This window comes from Synechococcus sp. SYN20 (assembly GCF_014279555.1).
Lineage (GTDB): Bacteria > Cyanobacteriota > Cyanobacteriia > PCC-6307 > Cyanobiaceae > Synechococcus_C.
Genome location: NZ_CP047959.1, coordinates 1,934,518 through 1,949,557, shown reverse-complemented (window position 1 = coordinate 1,949,557; position 15,040 = coordinate 1,934,518). Strand labels below are relative to the sequence as shown.

Annotated in this window: 17 protein-coding genes; 8 read left to right on the top strand and 9 right to left on the bottom strand. The window is 53.6% G+C overall.

What is annotated here, in order from left to right:
• Positions 1 to 60 precede the first annotated feature (60 nt).
• Together SynSYN20_RS10335 and SynSYN20_RS10330 are read right to left on the bottom strand one after the other, a co-directional pair.
• Positions 61 to 1,119, bottom strand: coding sequence for a GTP-binding protein (locus tag SynSYN20_RS10335; RefSeq protein WP_186523521.1), 1,059 nt, complete (start codon positions 1,117 to 1,119; stop codon positions 61 to 63).
• 8 nt (positions 1,120 to 1,127) lie between these two features.
• Entirely contained in the window at positions 1,128 to 1,427 is a 300-nt protein-coding gene (locus tag SynSYN20_RS10330) for a 4a-hydroxytetrahydrobiopterin dehydratase (RefSeq protein WP_186523520.1), read from the bottom strand.
• A gap of 93 nt (positions 1,428 to 1,520) precedes the next feature.
• On the opposite strand from SynSYN20_RS10330, the gene SynSYN20_RS10325 reads away from it, so the two are divergent.
• The 5 genes from SynSYN20_RS10325 to SynSYN20_RS10310 all read left to right on the top strand — a co-directional run bounded on the left by SynSYN20_RS10325 (position 1,521) and on the right by SynSYN20_RS10310 (position 4,649).
• The gene (locus SynSYN20_RS10325; RefSeq protein WP_186523519.1) at positions 1,521 to 1,808 is read left to right on the top strand and encodes a hypothetical protein; all 288 of its coding nucleotides are present in this window, start codon (positions 1,521 to 1,523) and stop codon (positions 1,806 to 1,808) included.
• A gap of 62 nt (positions 1,809 to 1,870) precedes the next feature.
• On the top strand, positions 1,871 to 2,104 hold the full coding sequence (locus SynSYN20_RS14530) for a hypothetical protein (protein WP_255476240.1): 234 nt from the start codon (positions 1,871 to 1,873) through the stop codon (positions 2,102 to 2,104).
• Complete coding sequence (locus SynSYN20_RS10320) at positions 2,053 to 2,337, top strand: DUF6737 family protein (RefSeq protein WP_370586676.1); 285 nt, start codon at positions 2,053 to 2,055, stop codon at positions 2,335 to 2,337. The genes SynSYN20_RS14530 and SynSYN20_RS10320 overlap by 52 nt, the downstream gene beginning before the upstream one ends.
• Before the next feature lie 106 nt (positions 2,338 to 2,443).
• Complete coding sequence (locus SynSYN20_RS10315; protein WP_186523518.1) at positions 2,444 to 3,979, top strand: carboxypeptidase M32; 1,536 nt, start codon at positions 2,444 to 2,446, stop codon at positions 3,977 to 3,979.
• 82 nt (positions 3,980 to 4,061) lie between these two features.
• Positions 4,062 to 4,649 carry an inorganic diphosphatase gene (locus SynSYN20_RS10310; protein WP_048346946.1) on the top strand — a complete coding sequence of 196 codons (588 nt, stop codon included), beginning with the start codon at positions 4,062 to 4,064 and terminating at the stop codon, positions 4,647 to 4,649.
• A gap of 73 nt (positions 4,650 to 4,722) precedes the next feature.
• On the opposite strand, the gene SynSYN20_RS10305 is transcribed toward SynSYN20_RS10310, so the two are convergent.
• Positions 4,723 to 5,700 carry a hypothetical protein gene (locus tag SynSYN20_RS10305; RefSeq protein WP_186523517.1) on the bottom strand — a complete coding sequence of 326 codons (978 nt, stop codon included), beginning with the start codon at positions 5,698 to 5,700 and terminating at the stop codon, positions 4,723 to 4,725.
• Positions 5,701 to 5,828: 128 nt separating this feature from the next.
• On the opposite strand from SynSYN20_RS10305, the gene SynSYN20_RS10300 reads away from it, so the two are divergent.
• Positions 5,829 to 6,356 (top strand): L,D-transpeptidase, encoded by a 528-nt coding sequence (locus SynSYN20_RS10300; protein WP_186523516.1) that lies wholly within the window; start codon positions 5,829 to 5,831, stop codon positions 6,354 to 6,356.
• Positions 6,357 to 6,366: 10 nt separating this feature from the next.
• Here SynSYN20_RS10300 and hemC read toward each other — a convergent pair whose 3' ends face one another.
• The gene (gene hemC, locus SynSYN20_RS10295; RefSeq protein WP_186523515.1) at positions 6,367 to 7,317 is read right to left on the bottom strand and encodes a hydroxymethylbilane synthase; all 951 of its coding nucleotides are present in this window, start codon (positions 7,315 to 7,317) and stop codon (positions 6,367 to 6,369) included.
• Between the two features lie 166 nt (positions 7,318 to 7,483).
• Here hemC and SynSYN20_RS10290 point away from each other — a divergent pair, with 166 nt between their 5' ends.
• Entirely contained in the window at positions 7,484 to 7,939 is a 456-nt protein-coding gene (locus SynSYN20_RS10290; RefSeq protein WP_186523509.1) for a DUF6561 domain-containing protein, read from the top strand.
• Between the two features lie 38 nt (positions 7,940 to 7,977).
• Here SynSYN20_RS10290 and SynSYN20_RS10285 read toward each other — a convergent pair whose 3' ends face one another.
• Both SynSYN20_RS10285 and rpoD read right to left on the bottom strand, forming a co-directional pair.
• Positions 7,978 to 8,334 carry a hypothetical protein gene (locus SynSYN20_RS10285; RefSeq protein ID WP_186523508.1) on the bottom strand — a complete coding sequence of 119 codons (357 nt, stop codon included), beginning with the start codon at positions 8,332 to 8,334 and terminating at the stop codon, positions 7,978 to 7,980.
• Positions 8,335 to 8,567: 233 nt separating this feature from the next.
• Positions 8,568 to 9,902 (bottom strand): RNA polymerase sigma factor RpoD, encoded by a 1,335-nt coding sequence (gene rpoD / locus SynSYN20_RS10280; protein WP_186523507.1) that lies wholly within the window; start codon positions 9,900 to 9,902, stop codon positions 8,568 to 8,570.
• Between the two features lie 319 nt (positions 9,903 to 10,221).
• Between rpoD and priA the strand changes: the two genes are divergently transcribed.
• A complete protein-coding gene (gene priA, locus SynSYN20_RS10275; protein WP_186523506.1) occupies positions 10,222 to 12,501 on the top strand; it encodes a primosomal protein N' in 2,280 nt (759 codons plus the stop codon).
• Between the two features lie 2 nt (positions 12,502 to 12,503).
• On the opposite strand, the gene SynSYN20_RS10270 is transcribed toward priA, so the two are convergent.
• Genes SynSYN20_RS10270 through SynSYN20_RS10260 form a run of 3 tightly spaced genes read right to left on the bottom strand, consistent with a single transcriptional unit; the run spans position 12,504 to position 15,036 of the window.
• Positions 12,504 to 13,598, bottom strand: coding sequence for a DUF3153 domain-containing protein (locus tag SynSYN20_RS10270; protein WP_186523505.1), 1,095 nt, complete (start codon positions 13,596 to 13,598; stop codon positions 12,504 to 12,506).
• A gap of 3 nt (positions 13,599 to 13,601) precedes the next feature.
• Positions 13,602 to 14,459 (bottom strand): acetylglutamate kinase, encoded by an 858-nt coding sequence (argB, locus tag SynSYN20_RS10265; RefSeq protein ID WP_186525585.1) that lies wholly within the window; start codon positions 14,457 to 14,459, stop codon positions 13,602 to 13,604.
• 10 nt (positions 14,460 to 14,469) lie between these two features.
• Entirely contained in the window at positions 14,470 to 15,036 is a 567-nt protein-coding gene (locus SynSYN20_RS10260) for a DUF2854 domain-containing protein (RefSeq protein WP_186523504.1), read from the bottom strand.
• Positions 15,037 to 15,040 lie beyond the last annotated feature (4 nt).

The following is a 15,040-nucleotide window of genomic DNA, read 5'->3' as shown; positions in this document are numbered from 1 at the left end:
CAGAATGCTTCGGTATCGACATCTCAATCGGATTTCAACCGTTGGAATGGGTTGGTTGGCTTAAGAAAAGCCTTGGCCAGCATCTTTGGCGACACAGGCTTGGAGTTGCCCCCTGAGGGTGCTGTGATCCATCTCCTGACCGATCAACACCAGTTGATTTTTGCGTTCGCCTTCCCAGTCGCTGTCATCGATAGAGAAGCGTTTGCCAGCTAAGTGAAAAACATGGCGCTTTTCACTTTCGTTAAACCAAAGGATGCCCTTGGCACGAAAAACGCTCTCGGGCAATTGATTGTCGAGGAAGTTTTGAAATTTGCGGAGCGAGAAGGGTCCATCGCTACTGAATGAAAGGGAGGTGTATCCCTCGATGTCGAGATGGTCAGCATGGTCGTGGTGCGCATGCTCGTGGTGCGCGTGGTCATGGTGATGGTGCGCATGCCCATGATCATGACCGTGATGGTCGTGATCGGCTTTGGTCGCCACGCGATCACTCTCGAATAATCCAACACTCATCAAGAGAGGCAGGGGAACATCTCCCTTTACGGAATGAAGGATGCGAGCGTCTTTTTTGATACTGCGCAGGCTTTCTTCTAATTCTTTGACACGCTCTGTGGATACCAAATCTGTTTTGTTGAGAAGAAGAATGTCTCCGTAAATAATTTGGGAGCGACCCACTTCACTCTCAAAAACGCGAGCATTGCAATTTTCAGCATCAACCAGGGTGATGATTGAATCCAACCTGGTCTGATCTCGCAATTCACTGCCTAGAAATGTCATGGCTACGGGAAGTGGATCGGCAAGACCTGTCGTCTCCACAACCAAATAGTCCAAAGGTTCGGGGCGCTTCAAGATGCGATCGACAGCTTCCAGCAATTCGCCGTTAATCGTGCAGCAGATGCAGCCATTGCTGAGTTCCACCATGTCTGCGCTGGTGCTAACCACAAGATCGTTGTCGATGCCAATCTCTCCAAACTCGTTGACCAGAACAGCTGTTTTGAGACCGTCTTGATTGCTGAGAATGTGATTGAGAAGAGTGGTCTTTCCTGCGCCTAGAAATCCGGTGAGAATGGTGACAGGAGTTCCATTGGTCTGAATCCTTTGGTTGGAAGCAGTCGCTGACATGGCCGGATTTAAAAGGTTGGAGAGAGAGCGTCGATCGCTTGGGCTAATTCGGCATCACGGCTGGAGAGTCCGCCAAGATCATGGGTTGTAAGACGAATGGTGACACGGTTGTAAACATTGCTCCACTCAGGGTGGTGATTGGCGCATTCGGCTAGGAGTGCGACCTGAGTCATGAAGCCAAAGGCTTCGATGAAGGAGTGGAAGCGCCACTCCCTTTCCAGTCCATCAGCTGCAATCGTCCAGGAAGGACAAGAAGAGCAGAGGCTTTGACGTGCCGCGTCATCGAGCAAAACAGCTTGCTTTGACATAGATGAATCTGGATCTTGAGATGTCTGGAGTTTGGTTCAGACCCTAATCAGAGGTAAAACCACCACTAATGTTCTAGGGCGTTTTGAGTGCCGATGGCGATGACGCCCTTGCCTGGTCGTTCGTCCTCTTTGCGGACCTGGAGTGTGAGTGCTGTCCTTGCCACAACATCGATTGTGTTGTGGGCCTGTCAGGCACCATCCGCTTCCGCGCAGCGGATTGTTGAAAAGATCGAGAGCCGTTGCCCTTTGGGCTATGTGGACATGCTCAATGGAAAATGCAGCACACTCGGGATGATGACGCATACCGTTCAAGCCATCGATGGTCGAGCCTGCCCATCCGGATGGCTGGATGTGGGTGGAGGGTATTGCCGCAAACAATGAGTTGTTGCTTTCTGACGACCAACAACGTCATCACTAAGCTGCCGATAGCGAATTCAACTCGAATGGTCCGTTTATTTGCTCTTGGTGTGTTGTTGTCGTTGATGGCACCAACCGACGCTTTGGCTCAAAAAAAGATCCCCAAAGCACAGGGGCATGATCAGTGCCCATTGGGTTATGTCAATACTCTTGGGACCACCTGCGTTTCGCCTATTAATTATCAAATGAGGCCTACAAATGGTGAGGCTTGCGACTCCGGTTGGATGAATGTTGGGGCTGGTTATTGCAGGAAAAAGTAGGTCTGAACGTGAATCAACAGCCGGTTGCTTTTTGGTCTCTGAAACCGTGGTGGTGTCAGCCCTGGAGCATTGTGCTCACAGGCGTTGTCATCACACTTGGCAGCTGGTTATTCCTACATCGACTTTGGATCACGCTTCCCATCACCATGGCAATTTTGGCTTGGTGGATGTTGTTTCTGGTGCTTGTGCCCACTTCGTATAGAAGGAAAGAGGAGATTCAGCCCCTGCCTTGAATCCAATCACCACCCCGGGTGTGGTGAAATTGCTTCGCTGAAATGTGTGGGTGTCTTCACCTTCAAGCACCGAATTGGATAGGGTTTAATCAGCGTTGGAGCCCAGATGGGATCCAGGACAACGGCCTGGGATCGGTTAGGCGATTACCTGCATCAGACCAAAATCACGGGCTCCATTGCGAGCACGCTGTACTGGGATCAAAACACGCGCATGCCCTCCGCCGGGGCCTCCTGGCGTGGAGAGCAATTGGCACTCCTCGCGATTCAATTGCATTCCCGGCAAAGCTCTCGGGAGTACGCCGATTTAATTCAGGAAGCTCGTGTTGAGTGGAGCCAGTCGGGGCTTTCAACGACTGAAAAGTTGGCTTGCGGCAGGAATCTTGACTTGCTCGAGCAGGATCTGGGCCGGCAACAGGCGTTAGATCCAGCTTTGGTAGCAGCGTTGGCAACGGCCAAAGCCGACGGCTACAACAACTGGCAACAAGCTCGTGCCAAATCGGATTTCGGCTTATTTGCTCCCTCCTTGCGCTCCATCATTGGATTGCGTCAAGAACAGGCTCGACAGCTTGCTGAGCCGCGCAGTTGTTGGGAAACATTGGCTCAACCCTTTGAGCCGGATCTCTCCTTGAAGCGTTTGCAGGAGTTGTTTGCACCGCTTCGCCAGCGCTTGCCAGAGTTGTTGCAACGCGCTGGAGGGCAGCCACGTCAGAGAGAGCTCAGTTGGGATCTCCCTGAACCCGCACAGCAACAGCTCTGCGACACGTTGTTGAGCTCCTGGGGACGAGATGCGTCGATCACCTGTGTTGCGCGATCCCCCCATCCCTTCTCGATCACGCTTGGTCCGAGCGACTACAGAATCACGACCAGAGTTGTTCCAGGGCAACCGCTGTCCTGTTTCCTGGCTACGGCCCATGAATGGGGCCACTCACTGTATGAGCAGGGTCTTCCAGATCAGAAACATCAATGGTTCGCCTGGCCTTTGGGGCAGGCGACATCCATGGCCGTGCACGAAAGTCAATCTCTATTTTGGGAAAATCGGGTTGCAAGAAGTCAACCGTTTGCGCAGCAGTGGTGGAAGGAGTTTGAGGCTGCCGGGGCTCCTCTCCCATCAGCAGACGCTCTCTGGAGGGCGATGAATCCTTTAGCTCCTGGTTTGAACCGGGTGGAGGCCGATGAGCTCAGCTATGGATTGCACATCATGATTCGAACGGATCTAGAAATTGCATTGCTTGAGCAAGGCCTTCCGGTGGAGGAGCTTCCTGCTGAATGGAATCGGCGTTACGGCGAGCTTCTTGGCGTGACACCAGCCAATGACGCAGAGGGCTGCCTTCAGGATGTTCACTGGAGCGAAGGACTGTTTGGATACTTCCCTTCGTATCTGCTTGGACATCTGATCAGTGCTCAGCTGAGCGAGGCAATGGCCGCTGCGATTGGTTGCCCTGAGGACCATGTTCGTCGGGGTGATGTCTCACCCTTGTTGGACTGGCTCCGTCAGCATGTGCATCCCGTCGGACGGGCCATGAATGCCGAACAATTGGTGCAGAGCGTGAGTGGTCGAGCCCTGACGCCTGAACCATTCTTGCGCTACTTGGAAGACAAACTCGACCGGGTTTTAGCGACGAGCCCAGTTGGCGGCACGTAAAAGTTACGTTTATGACGCGCCAGCGTGCTTTATTGCTGGGATCTGGCTCCCCGTAGGATTCCGGCGCTGATCGTCCTCTTCCATGGCCAATCTCGACCAGGCTCCAAGCCGCAGCATGCCCAACCTGCTTCATGTGCTGCCGGCCTTTGCTGATGAGGCTGAGCTACGCCTCAACACCATCGTGGAGCTCAACTCCAACACGATCAACAAGTACGAGCTCATTACGGAAACAGGCCATCTCAAGTTGGATCGGGTCGGTTACTCCTCTCTGGCTTATCCCTTTGCCTATGGCTGTATTCCCCGCACCTGGGACGAGGACGGAGATCCTCTTGATATTGAGATCGTGAATGTGACCGAACCCTTAATTCCAGGTTCGATCGTGGAAGCAAGGATCATCGGCATCATGACCTTTGATGATGGTGGTGAGGTTGATGACAAGGTGATCGCCGTATTGGCCGATGACAAGCGTGTTGATCACATCAAGAGCTTTGAAGATCTTGGTGAGCAATGGAAGAAAGAAACCACTTATTACTGGGAGCACTACAAGGATTTGAAGAAGCCAGGAACCTGCACGGTGAATGGATTTTTTGGTACCGAAAAGGCTGTGGAGATTATCAAGAGCTGCGAAGCTCGCTACATGACTGACATCGACCCTAAGTTGGTTGACTGATCTCCTCGTGTTCTCGTTGAACAAGTAGGTAAAAGCGGGGTGATACCCCGCTTTTTATTGCTTAATCTCTGATTTAGGGCTTGATCAAAAGAGGGCCAGAGGAGGCTGGAATATTAAACTTCTCTCTGAGAGTGAAAACGGATTGGTCTGCTTCTGACCAGAAGTTTAAATCCCTAATGAGATTTACATTACAAGCTAAACCCTTTTCATATCCTGCCATTGCATCGTTAGGGTGAAAGGCTCCTGTTGAGGGTGGAATGATATCTCCAACAGTGCTGAAAGCTTTTCCCAAGTGAAAGTCGAGAATAACCTCTAGAAGTGATTCAAATCCAAAGCCATCATCAAAAAGCCCAGCCTGAAAAGCTGCTACATTCATTTCGCCTTGGACATCTGTATTAAATCCTCCAAGAATGTGGCAGCAATCGTGATTTAAGAGCAATTCAGATGTGCTTTTTTTCTCTCCTGGTAGTGCCCAATTTCTATCCCGGTACCAATGGAACACAGTGTGGCCCAGGCTGCCTTCTGGGTAGGACTCTAATTGCTGGTAGCGCTCGGAAACACCCTTATCTCCGATGGCTTGATGGAACATTGTGATGACACCTTTGATCACTTTAGGTGCTGAATCAAGGCCTAGGAATTCGCCTAAGCTCCTGCGTCCATAATCGAGTAAAAGTCGCTTTAAGTGGTTGTCTCGAACTCGATGTAAGTCTTTGATTGTATTGGGATGAATCTCTAGATGTTCTGCAAATTTATCTACAATTTCTACCATCCTGGGGTCGACCTTCATGTCAACATAAGGAAGAAGAATGAGGATTTGAAGGAGTTGTTCGCGTTTCTTTTGATCGGATATCTTTCCTGGTAAATCTGCTGGTGCGATGCCCTTTAGATGGTTCAGGTCGATGGACGACTTCAGAACAAAGTTCTGAATGGATTCCATCATTTCGATGGTGATGGGCTCAACGTCTGCAATGCCTCCCATGGAGCCCACTTCGTGCATGGCTTGCAAGAACAGCTTTGCGTCTGCTTCGGGCCAGGACGGTTGGTTCTTCATTCCAGATTTGATGGGTTAGGGCTTGCGTAGCACATTTCTGAAATCCTTAAGGTTTCACTCCTCGCAGTGTGCGGTTTTTTTTTCGCACAGTGCATACGTTGAGACCAGTGAGTCTTGGTTATCCATCCATGGGTCTCAAATGCGCCTCTTGCGTTCCTTTGTCTTCACTGGGATTGCTCGCTTCCTCTCTTCTCGTGGCGGCTCCAGCGCTGTCTCAGGCCCAGCCCATCCAAGTGTCGATGGCTGTTCGTCCGCCAGAGCAAGGGCGTGTTGTGTTGGATCTGGGCCGCAGGCAAATCAGCGTTGTGCGCCAGGGCCAGACCCTTGGCCCATGGCCGGTAGCCATTGGTGATCCCAAGACCCCTACGCCCTCTGGGCTGTTCAAGGTCGAGAACATGATGATGAACCCTCAGTACCAGAGCACTAAGTCAGGGAAGCTGCATCCCAAACGTGGTCTTCAAAGCCCGTTGGGGCATCGCTGGATTGGTTTCCTGCGAAGTGGACCCAATCAATTCGGAATTCATGGCACTCCCTGGCCTCATTGGGTGAAAACCAGAGCGGCGGTATCCAACGGCTGCGTACGCATGTTGAATGCGCATGTTCAGAAGCTGTATGACCACGTGGAAGTGGGGATGGCAGTGGAAATTAAGCGTTGACCCCCAGCGATCACTGGCCTCGTTCCTGTTCAAAGATCTCCTGAAGGATCTCGCCGGCTCCTTGATCCTTGAGTTTGTGGGCGAGGTCTCGTCCCACCGCTTCAGGGTCGGCTAGGGGGCCAGCTTGCTCGTCACGGATGAGTCGTTTGCCATCAAGGCTGGCCACCATTCCAGTGAGCTGGATTGTGTCCCCCTGAATATGGCTGTTGACGCCGATTGGCACTTGGCAACCGCCCTCCAGAACTCTCAGGAATGCTCGTTCTGCTAAGCAGCGGGCTGAAGTTGGTTCATGGTTTAGCACTTGAATCAGCTCCATCACTTCGGGACGATCGCAAACGCATTCAATCCCTAGAGCTCCTTGTCCCACTGCATGAAGAGAGATGTTTCCGGGGATGCTTTGGTGAATTCGATCGCCGAAGCCGAGTCGACTGAGGCCAGCTGCTGCCAAAATTAAACAGTCGTAATTGCCTGAGTCGAGCTTCTCAAGTCTCGTAATGACGTTTCCACGAACGTCTTTGAACTGAAGATGGGGATAGTGGTAGCGCAGTTGGGCAAGGCGACGTAGAGAGCTCGTTCCAACGATGGAGCCCTCTGGCAGTGTCTCGAGTTTGTACTCAGCGTTTTTGCTGTTCACCACCAAGGCATCGGCGGGGTCTTCCCGTTCGGTGATGCAACCCAGCATCAGCCCCTCGGGAAGATTCGTGGGCAGGTCTTTTAGGGAGTGAACGGCGATCTCGGCACGGCCCACCAGCATTTGAGCTTCCAGCTCTTTGGTGAATAAGCCTTTATCTCCGATTTTCGCGAGGGCAACGTCGAGAATTTTGTCGCCTTGGGTTGCCATTGCCTCAACTGATATGGCAAGGCCGGGGTGGGCTTTTTCTAATTCTGCTTTGACCCAATTGGTCTGAACCATGGCCAGCTGGCTGCGGCGGGAGGCGATGCGCAGATGCTCTAGGGCCATGTTTGAGAGACTTCAATCCGCCAGATTACGCAAACGTGCCCCCCGCCGTCACGTGCATGTCTATGAAAATTGGCATGGGTCGTTGCGCTTGAGACCTAAAGGCCTGACTGTTTGTCGCCTTGCACAATCGCTCAGATTTACAATTCAACATAGTTGTGTGAATGCCATGCCAGGGCCTGTGGTTAACGGAGTTCGTAAAGACGGTCTGCCTGCTCTGGATCAGGCAATGTCTGCTAAGGAGGTTCTCCCATTTTTGCCACTCTTGAATGAGGGCACGATCAAATTGATCCTGTTGAGCAGTGGCGGTGTCTTGATGGCGCGGCTTAGGAATACAACCGATCCAGATGGCGAACGGGCGTACCAATTGATCCGTCCGCTCAGTGTGATCCAAGCCAGCTCGGATCAGCCTTGGCAATTGCAGCCTTATTTAGAGGGCTTGACGTCGCAAAAAAATATTGTGGTTTACAAAGCTGCAGTGGCATCCATTCTTGACCCTGATCCCCGGCTGCTTCAGGTCTATGCGCGCAATACATCCCAGGAGTGTCCGCCTTCAGAGACACCTGTTGAACGACTAAAGCGAGCTTTTCAAGAATTTACTGAATGCATTGAGGATGCTTCATAGGCCGCAGCGCGGGATGATGCTTTTAAGGAAAATTGTATTCAATTTTGATCGTTTTTTTCAGTGTCCTCTTTGAAAAGTTTTTCCAAGTCAATTTTTCCTTTTTCGGAAAGTAGCGTTTCATAACCAAGCTCTTCTTCGATTGATTCAATCAAGTCGTCATCATTTAAGAGTTCTGGATGTATCTCGCGATACCAAGACAGGATCCGGTCTTCGATTTCGAAAATGGCATTAAAAAAAGGCGTGATGCTGTTTTGAAGGTCATTCTGTTCGGCTTCGGTCAGGCCTTTGAATTGGTGGTCATGCGTCATAAATGAGTGGGTAACAAGTCTTGCTTGCTTAAGAGATTCCAGGGCTTCTAGGAATTCTTGGGATGTGTTTCTGTTGTTGATATTCATTTGCTTTGAGTGAAGGTTTTGTATGAGTGTGAGGAGCTGATTGGTGTCATGGTTGACGAGAAAGAGCTCTGTCTGTTGCGTTTGATTTTATGCACGTCTTTCGGGTAAGGTTTTCTCAAGCGTATCGATGACTAATACCGCTTTGGTGGATATAGACCTACGTACCATGGAGCATTAAAAAACCCCCTGTCTTTGGTAGGGGGCAGGAGAGATACAACCTCAAACTTGTCTTGTTATTTGATGTACTCCTTGAGCACGCCATTCCTGTTGGGATGGCGTAATTTTCGCAGAGCTTTGGCTTCGATTTGACGAATCCGCTCACGGGTGACATCAAAGATTTGTCCAATCTCTTCCAATGTCTTCATGCGTCCATCGTCAAGGCCGTAGCGAAGGCGCAGGACATCCCGCTCGCGAGGGCTCAGAGTGGCAAGAACTCCCTCAAGGTCTTCGCGAAGAAGATTCTTGGCAACATCTTGCTCTGGATTTTCGATATCGGCTTCGATGAAGTCGCCTAGTCGTGAATCTTCTTCTTTGCCAATAGGTGTTTCGAGGGAAATTGGAAGCTGAGCACTCTTGGCGATGAATCTCAATTTCTCGATGGTCATTTCCATCGATTCAGCGATTTCTTCCTCTGTTGGCTTGCGTCCAAACTCCTGGCTGAGGACCTTGGTGGTTTTCTTGATCCTGGAAATGGTCTCGTAGAGGTGAACGGGTAGTCGGATGGTTCGCGACTGATCGGCGATGGCGCGGGTGATGGCCTGACGGATCCACCAAGTGGCATAGGTCGAGAATTTGTATCCTTTTTCGTGATCGAATTTTTCTGCGGCACGAATCAGGCCGAGGCTGCCTTCCTGAATGAGGTCCTGAAAGCTCAGGCCTCGGTTCATATATTTCTTGGCAATCGACACCACCAGGCGCAAGTTCGATTGCACCATTTTTTCTTTGGCGCGTCGGCCGAGCATCAATCTTCTACGGAAGCGGATCACTGGCATCTCAACCAGTGCTGCCCATTCCTTGGTATCAGGAAGTTTTCCGTTGTCGCTTTCAAACTGCGCAGCGAGTTCCTCGAGATGCAGGAGGTCCGCAATTTTGCGAGCCAATTCAATCTCTTCGTCCGGCCGCAGTAGGCGAATGCGTCCGATCTCTTGAAGGTAAACCCGAATGGAGTCTTCGGTGTAAACGCCTTTAGGCCCTACTTTGATGCTCGCCAAAACCTTGGCTTTCGCTTCTGCTTTGGCCTTAGTTGCGGCCGCTTCAATCGCTTTTGCTGCGCTTGCTGTTGTCTCCGTAGCAGCAAGCAGTTGATCCGCTGATGTGTCCAGGTTGGCTGCAGTCGGGGTGGCTTTTACTTTGCTGCTGGCTTTGCTGGTTTTGGTTTTGGTTTTGGCTTTGGGGGCGGTTTTACTCGCTTTTGTTTTGGTGGTGGCCTTTGTTGCTGCTTTGGCTTTCGAGGCAGGCTTTGCTTTGGCCTTTACCTGCTTTGGTTGACCGTTTTCATCGGCCAGCATCATGATCGAAGGCGCTGGTGTTGCTTTGGCCTGTGCCAATTTGGTCGCGGCAGGACTCATGGCGGTCAGTAACGAAGGAGAGAGCGGGACAGGAAGCGAATGTCATCAACGGTCAATGCACCCGGCCGGATGAGGGCGGATGCTTTTGTGGCGTCACCTTCCCGTCATAGAAACGGTGCGCAACGAAAAACGCGGAGCGTTAAGCAAAATTGAGAGAGCTGGAGTGGTCCGATGCAGAACTGTCAAGGGCATTCTCAGACCGGTCGGCTTCATGGAATCCCATGGCTCGAACTTCGGATCTTCCCTTTGGAAGGAACTCTGCTTGTTCCAACAACAGCCTTTCAGCTGTCCAACCCTTTTATTTTAAAAAAAAGGTGTCATGAACGCAACCCCTTTAACCGATTTTTCAAAAAACCCCGTCCGCCCTCCGCCAGTTCTAGTGGTGGTCGATGTTTGGCTTGAGGCTGGTCGGGATGGTCGCACCTTCACCTACTGCGATCGCAAGCAGCTGAATGTCCGTTTAGGGGACCTTGTTCAGGTGTCTCTTCGCGGTCGTCGCATTCAAGGGTTGGTCACGGCTTGCCGCACACAACCTGAGGATGAGAATCGCCCGCTTCAGCCGGTGGAAGCTCTCCTTCAACCCGTTGCTGTCGGAAAGGCCTGGAGGTTGTGGCTTGAGGAGATGGCGCAGCGTTGCCACACCAGCCCGTTTCGAATGTTGAAAGCAGCTCTCCCTCCTGGTTGGTTGGGGCAGCGCGTGGTTTCAACCGTGAAGGAACGCAGGCTGTGGTGGGTGTCTTTGTCTGACAGCAGCGCCAGTTTGGAGGCTGACTTGCCTAAGCGACAGGCCTGCTTGGTCGCCAAGTTGCAGGAGTTAGGAGGAGGCGCGTGGCAGCGAGATCTCGTTGCTGCAGGTTTTCAAGCAGGACTTGTCCAAGCTCTGGTGCGCCGAGAGCGGCTGGTTCGTGAGTTGCGTCTCGCTACGGATGCCCAACCAAGTCCGCTGTCGCTGGGAGTTGTTCCGGAGATGGAAGTGCCGAGAACCCTTACCGACGAGCAGCAGGTTGCGATCGACACTTTTAAAGATCAGCCCGATGGTGGGGGTGTGCTGCTTTGGGGGATTACCGGTTCAGGCAAGACCGAGGTGTACCTCCAGCTCGCCGCTGATGAGTTGGCTGCAGGACGGCATGTGTTGTTGCTGACGCCTGAAATTGGTCTCATTCCCCAACTGGTGGATCGCTGTCGGCGTCGATTTGGTTCTCGAGTGCTCGAATATCACAGTGGTTGCACGGAACGAGAACGGGTCCGCACCTGGCGCAACAGCCTGGATGCAGAGGAGCCACTCGTCATCGTTGGCACCCGCTCCTCCATCTTTCTGCCGCTTAGCCCCTTGGGTTTGATCGTGTTGGACGAGGAGCACGACAGCTCCTATAAGCAGGAGTCCCCGATGCCCTGCTATCACGCCCGTGACCTCGCGATGGCGAGAGTGCAACGGGAGGGAGGTCGTGTGTTGCTTGGAAGTGCAACACCCTCCCTTGAAACCTGGATTCAGCTAGCCCCAGAAGGACCGTTGGCCTTGGCTCGGCTTCAACAGCGCATCTCGGCTCAACCCTTGCCCCCGGTTCAGATCATTGACATGCGCCATGAGCTCGCCGATGGCCATCGGCGCTTGATCAGCAGGGCGCTGATGGATCGGTTGTCGAAACTTCCCGAACAGGGGGAACAGGCGGTTGTCTTGGTGCCACGCCGTGGTTACAGCACGTTTTTGAGCTGCCGCAGCTGTGGTGAGGTCGTCCAGTGTCCTCACTGCGATGTGGCGCTAACCGTTCATGGGAAAAGCACCGGTCACCAGTGGCTGCGTTGCCACTGGTGTGATCATCGAGCCCCGGTCGCAGCCAACTGCGGGCACTGTGGCTCGTCGGCTTTTAAGCCCTTCGGCGCTGGCACGCAAAGGGTTTTGGAACAGCTGGAGTCTGAGTTGGAGGGACTGCGGTTGTTGCGCTTTGATCGCGACACCACGGGTGGACGCGACGGACATCGGCGTTTGTTGGATCAATTTGCAGCTGGTGAAGCCGATGTCTTGGTTGGAACCCAAATGCTGGCGAAAGGGATGGACTTACCGCGCGTCACGCTTGCCGCCGTGTTGGCCGCTGATGGCCTGTTGCATCGTCCCGATCTCCGGGCTGGGGAGCAGGCGCTTCAGTTGTTGTTGCAATTGGCAGGCAGGGCTGGCCGTGGAGAGCGTCCTGGGCAAGTGCTCGTTCAGACCTATAGCCCTGATCATCCGGTGATCTTGCATTTAGTGGATGGCCGTTATGAGCGTTTTCTGGAGGAGGAAGCTCAAGAGCGCCGCGAAGCCGGATTGGTGCCCTATGCCAGGGCGTGCGTGTTGCGGTTGTCTGGGACGTCCGCATCCACAACGGCAACAGCAGCAGCGGTGTTGGCGGAACAACTGCGCCCCGGTTGTATTAACGCCGGTTGGCAGCTCATTGGCCCTGCTCCAGCTCCGGTGGCACGGGTTGCTGGTCGCAGTCGCTGGCAGCTATTGATGCATGGTCCACAAGCTTCGCCTTTGCCTTTGCCACCCGGGAGCTCTCTGTGGGATGGCTTACCCAGTGGTGTAGCCCTGGCTGTTGATCCAGACCCGCTGCAGCTCTGAACTCAGGACGGTAATTCCGGGTAGCCGAAACCCATGAGCAGCCGAAGCCGTTGCAGGCCGGCGGTCAACACAAGCAGCGCCAAGATCGCGAGACTGCCGAGTCCAAGGCGGCTCCAGCGCCATTGACTCCACTGCAAACGATTCTGAACGCCAATTGTGAGCGGCCAGATGAGCTCACCCTTGGCATTTTTGCTCGCCATGGCAGGGCTGCTTTGCAAGCTGCGCAAGCTCGCTTGGTCCCTAAGGCGTACCGCGATTTGCAGCTCATTCAGGCTGTCAAGAGCGCTGAGATCCAGCTCCAAGAGCAGCTCCTGCTTAAGACCGACAAGCCAATTGCGCTCATCCAGTTTGAGGGTGGGTGCCGGCAAGAGAAGGCCGGCGGTTCGCCCTGCTGCCGCAACCGTTTGGCTGAGGAGTGCAGAGGCCTCTTCACTGTTTTGAGTTGGTGCTTTCACCTCAAGGTGACCGTTGCCTGCGTTTCGAATGTTCCAAGGCAGATGCCTCGCCCTCAACTCCTGGCTGAATGCGTCCTGCCAAGGAAGTTGTAAGCCACTGCGGCTGTCGATTGTCCAAGCCATCTCCACCCTGTCTGGTCCAGGGAGACTGAGGTCTGCGGTGATGCGTACGCAGCCACTCAACAAGAGTGTTAACCCCACCAGCACGGTGATGACCAGCACCGCGAAGCCTGCTGCTGGGGCCCTGGTTGGACCGGTGGGAGGTGATGGCGGCGGCGGCGGCAGCTTGCGGCGACTCAACAGCTTTGGACGTTTGCCCACACTTGGATCCATCTCCAAAGTCGGGAGTTGCATCGACCAGCTCTCAGGTCTTGCCAGGCTTGGCGCCTCAAGAACATCCAGCAACTGCCGCGACCTGTTGCGCACCTCTAGATCCTTGCAACGCGTGAGCAGTCGGCAGATGCTCAGCGCCTTGCTTTCATCTCCCTTCCCCATCCAAGCTGTGACCAACAGCATGCGGATCTCAGCCCCTTGACTGTTCGTGATCGGGTTGGCTTCTGCTAGCTGCTCCAACAGTGCGATGCACTGGCCGTAATCGCCACGCTCGAGAGCGGCTTCCGCGGCTGCCAGTGCATTGGTCATCGATTAACCGCGGCCCAGAACCATCGTTCCGATGCCTGCATCTGTAAACACTTCAAGGAGCAAGGCGTGGGGGACACGACCATCCACGATGTGCGCTGCAGCAACCCCTTGAGCCAGGGCACGAATACAACATTCGGTTTTTGGCGTCATCCCACCGGCAACAACACCGTCGTGGATCAATTGACGTGCCTCAGACAGCCGGAGTTGTCGGATCAGGGAGTCGGGGTTGTCACGATCGCGAAGGATTCCTGGGGTGTCCGTTAGCAAAACCAATTTTTCCGCTTCGAGTGCGGCAGCAAGCTCACCAGCAACTGTGTCGGCATTGATGTTGTGAGATTCCCCTTCCGGGTTGGCAGCCACGCTTGAAATCACGGGAACGTATCCCCGTGCCAGGAGTGGTTCCAACACATCTGGATTCACCCGTGCCACATCGCCGACCAAGCCGTGGTTGCCATCACCCCAGGGACGTGCCTCGACCAGTCGGCCGTCACTACCGCTGAGACCTACAGCACTTGCTCCCAGTCGGTTGAGTCCATTGACGATCTGTTTGTTCACGCGGCCGACAAGAACCATTTCCACCACGTCCATCGTGTCGGCATCGGTGACGCGCAAGCCGTCACGAAATTCAGAGGGAATATTGAGCCGCTTCAGCCAGGTGTTGATCTCTGGGCCTCCGCCATGAACAACCACAGGTTGCACTCCCACACTGGCCAGCAGGGCGATGTCGCGAAAGACGGCATCACGCAACTCTGCGTGGACCATGGCCGCACCGCCGTACTTGACTACGAGCCGTTTCCCAGCAAAACGTTGGATGTAAGGGAGGGCCTCACTCAGGACGGAGACCCTTAGGGAATCATCCATTTGAAGCTGCTCAGGGCTCTCCATGCTCGCTTGTCGTGGCGTCACTCTTTGGAAGCAGCTTCAAATCAAGTTGATCGTTCTCCAACGGCAGGATTTGCGCCTCTAAACCCTTGGCGAAAAAACGACCTAAGCGCTCGCGGCGTTCTTGCCAACGCTCGAGACCGACGGCTTCACAGGCAAAACGCATTCTGAGGCCATATCCACCTTCGTTACTGATCTCTTCAATTTCCAGCAGCTGAGAAGGCTTGTCCTCATCCCAGAGTTTCAACGCTTCGAGAGAGCTCTCGAGGTGAGCTTTCTGCCCATAGCGCCAGCGCGTGACGTCATTTAGCAGCTTGACCAGTTCAGGAGATGCAGCCTCGCGTTCCTCGCGAAATTTTGCTTTGGGTGTCACCCGGCGTGCTGGGGGAAGTTCTGAGGATTTGAGCGCAAGACCCCCGAGAAGAATCGGAATTCCATAAAAAATGGTGGGCAAGCTGAGATTGGCATTGCCAGCTCCGTAGGCCAGAGCACCAACCACGGTGAGGACACCGCCAGCGATGGTGATCAGACTTCCGGGCGAAATGAGCTCGTTCATGGGG

Coding starts and splice junctions, on each gene's coding strand:
- SynSYN20_RS10260 (WP_186523504.1), bottom strand. CDS start 15,036: ATGAACGAGCTCATTTCGCCCGGAAGTCTGATCACCATCGCTGGCGGT.
- SynSYN20_RS10270 (WP_186523505.1), bottom strand. CDS start 13,598: ATGACCAATGCACTGGCAGCCGCGGAAGCCGCTCTCGAGCGTGGCGAT.
- rpoD (WP_186523507.1), bottom strand. CDS start 9,902: ATGAGTCCTGCCGCGACCAAATTGGCACAGGCCAAAGCAACACCAGCG.
- hemC (WP_186523515.1), bottom strand. CDS start 7,317: ATGGCCCTAGAGCATCTGCGCATCGCCTCCCGCCGCAGCCAGCTGGCC.
- priA (WP_186523506.1), top strand. CDS start 10,222: ATGAACGCAACCCCTTTAACCGATTTTTCAAAAAACCCCGTCCGCCCT.
- SynSYN20_RS10305 (WP_186523517.1), bottom strand. CDS start 5,700: ATGAAGAACCAACCGTCCTGGCCCGAAGCAGACGCAAAGCTGTTCTTG.
- SynSYN20_RS14530 (WP_255476240.1), top strand. CDS start 1,871: ATGGTCCGTTTATTTGCTCTTGGTGTGTTGTTGTCGTTGATGGCACCA.
- SynSYN20_RS10315 (WP_186523518.1), top strand. CDS start 2,444: ATGGGATCCAGGACAACGGCCTGGGATCGGTTAGGCGATTACCTGCAT.
- SynSYN20_RS10335 (WP_186523521.1), bottom strand. CDS start 1,119: ATGTCAGCGACTGCTTCCAACCAAAGGATTCAGACCAATGGAACTCCT.
- SynSYN20_RS10330 (WP_186523520.1), bottom strand. CDS start 1,427: ATGTCAAAGCAAGCTGTTTTGCTCGATGACGCGGCACGTCAAAGCCTC.
- argB (WP_186525585.1), bottom strand. CDS start 14,459: ATGGATGATTCCCTAAGGGTCTCCGTCCTGAGTGAGGCCCTCCCTTAC.
- SynSYN20_RS10325 (WP_186523519.1), top strand. CDS start 1,521: ATGGCGATGACGCCCTTGCCTGGTCGTTCGTCCTCTTTGCGGACCTGG.
- SynSYN20_RS10300 (WP_186523516.1), top strand. CDS start 5,829: ATGGGTCTCAAATGCGCCTCTTGCGTTCCTTTGTCTTCACTGGGATTG.
- SynSYN20_RS10290 (WP_186523509.1), top strand. CDS start 7,484: ATGCCAGGGCCTGTGGTTAACGGAGTTCGTAAAGACGGTCTGCCTGCT.
- SynSYN20_RS10310 (WP_048346946.1), top strand. CDS start 4,062: ATGGCCAATCTCGACCAGGCTCCAAGCCGCAGCATGCCCAACCTGCTT.
- SynSYN20_RS10285 (WP_186523508.1), bottom strand. CDS start 8,334: ATGAATATCAACAACAGAAACACATCCCAAGAATTCCTAGAAGCCCTG.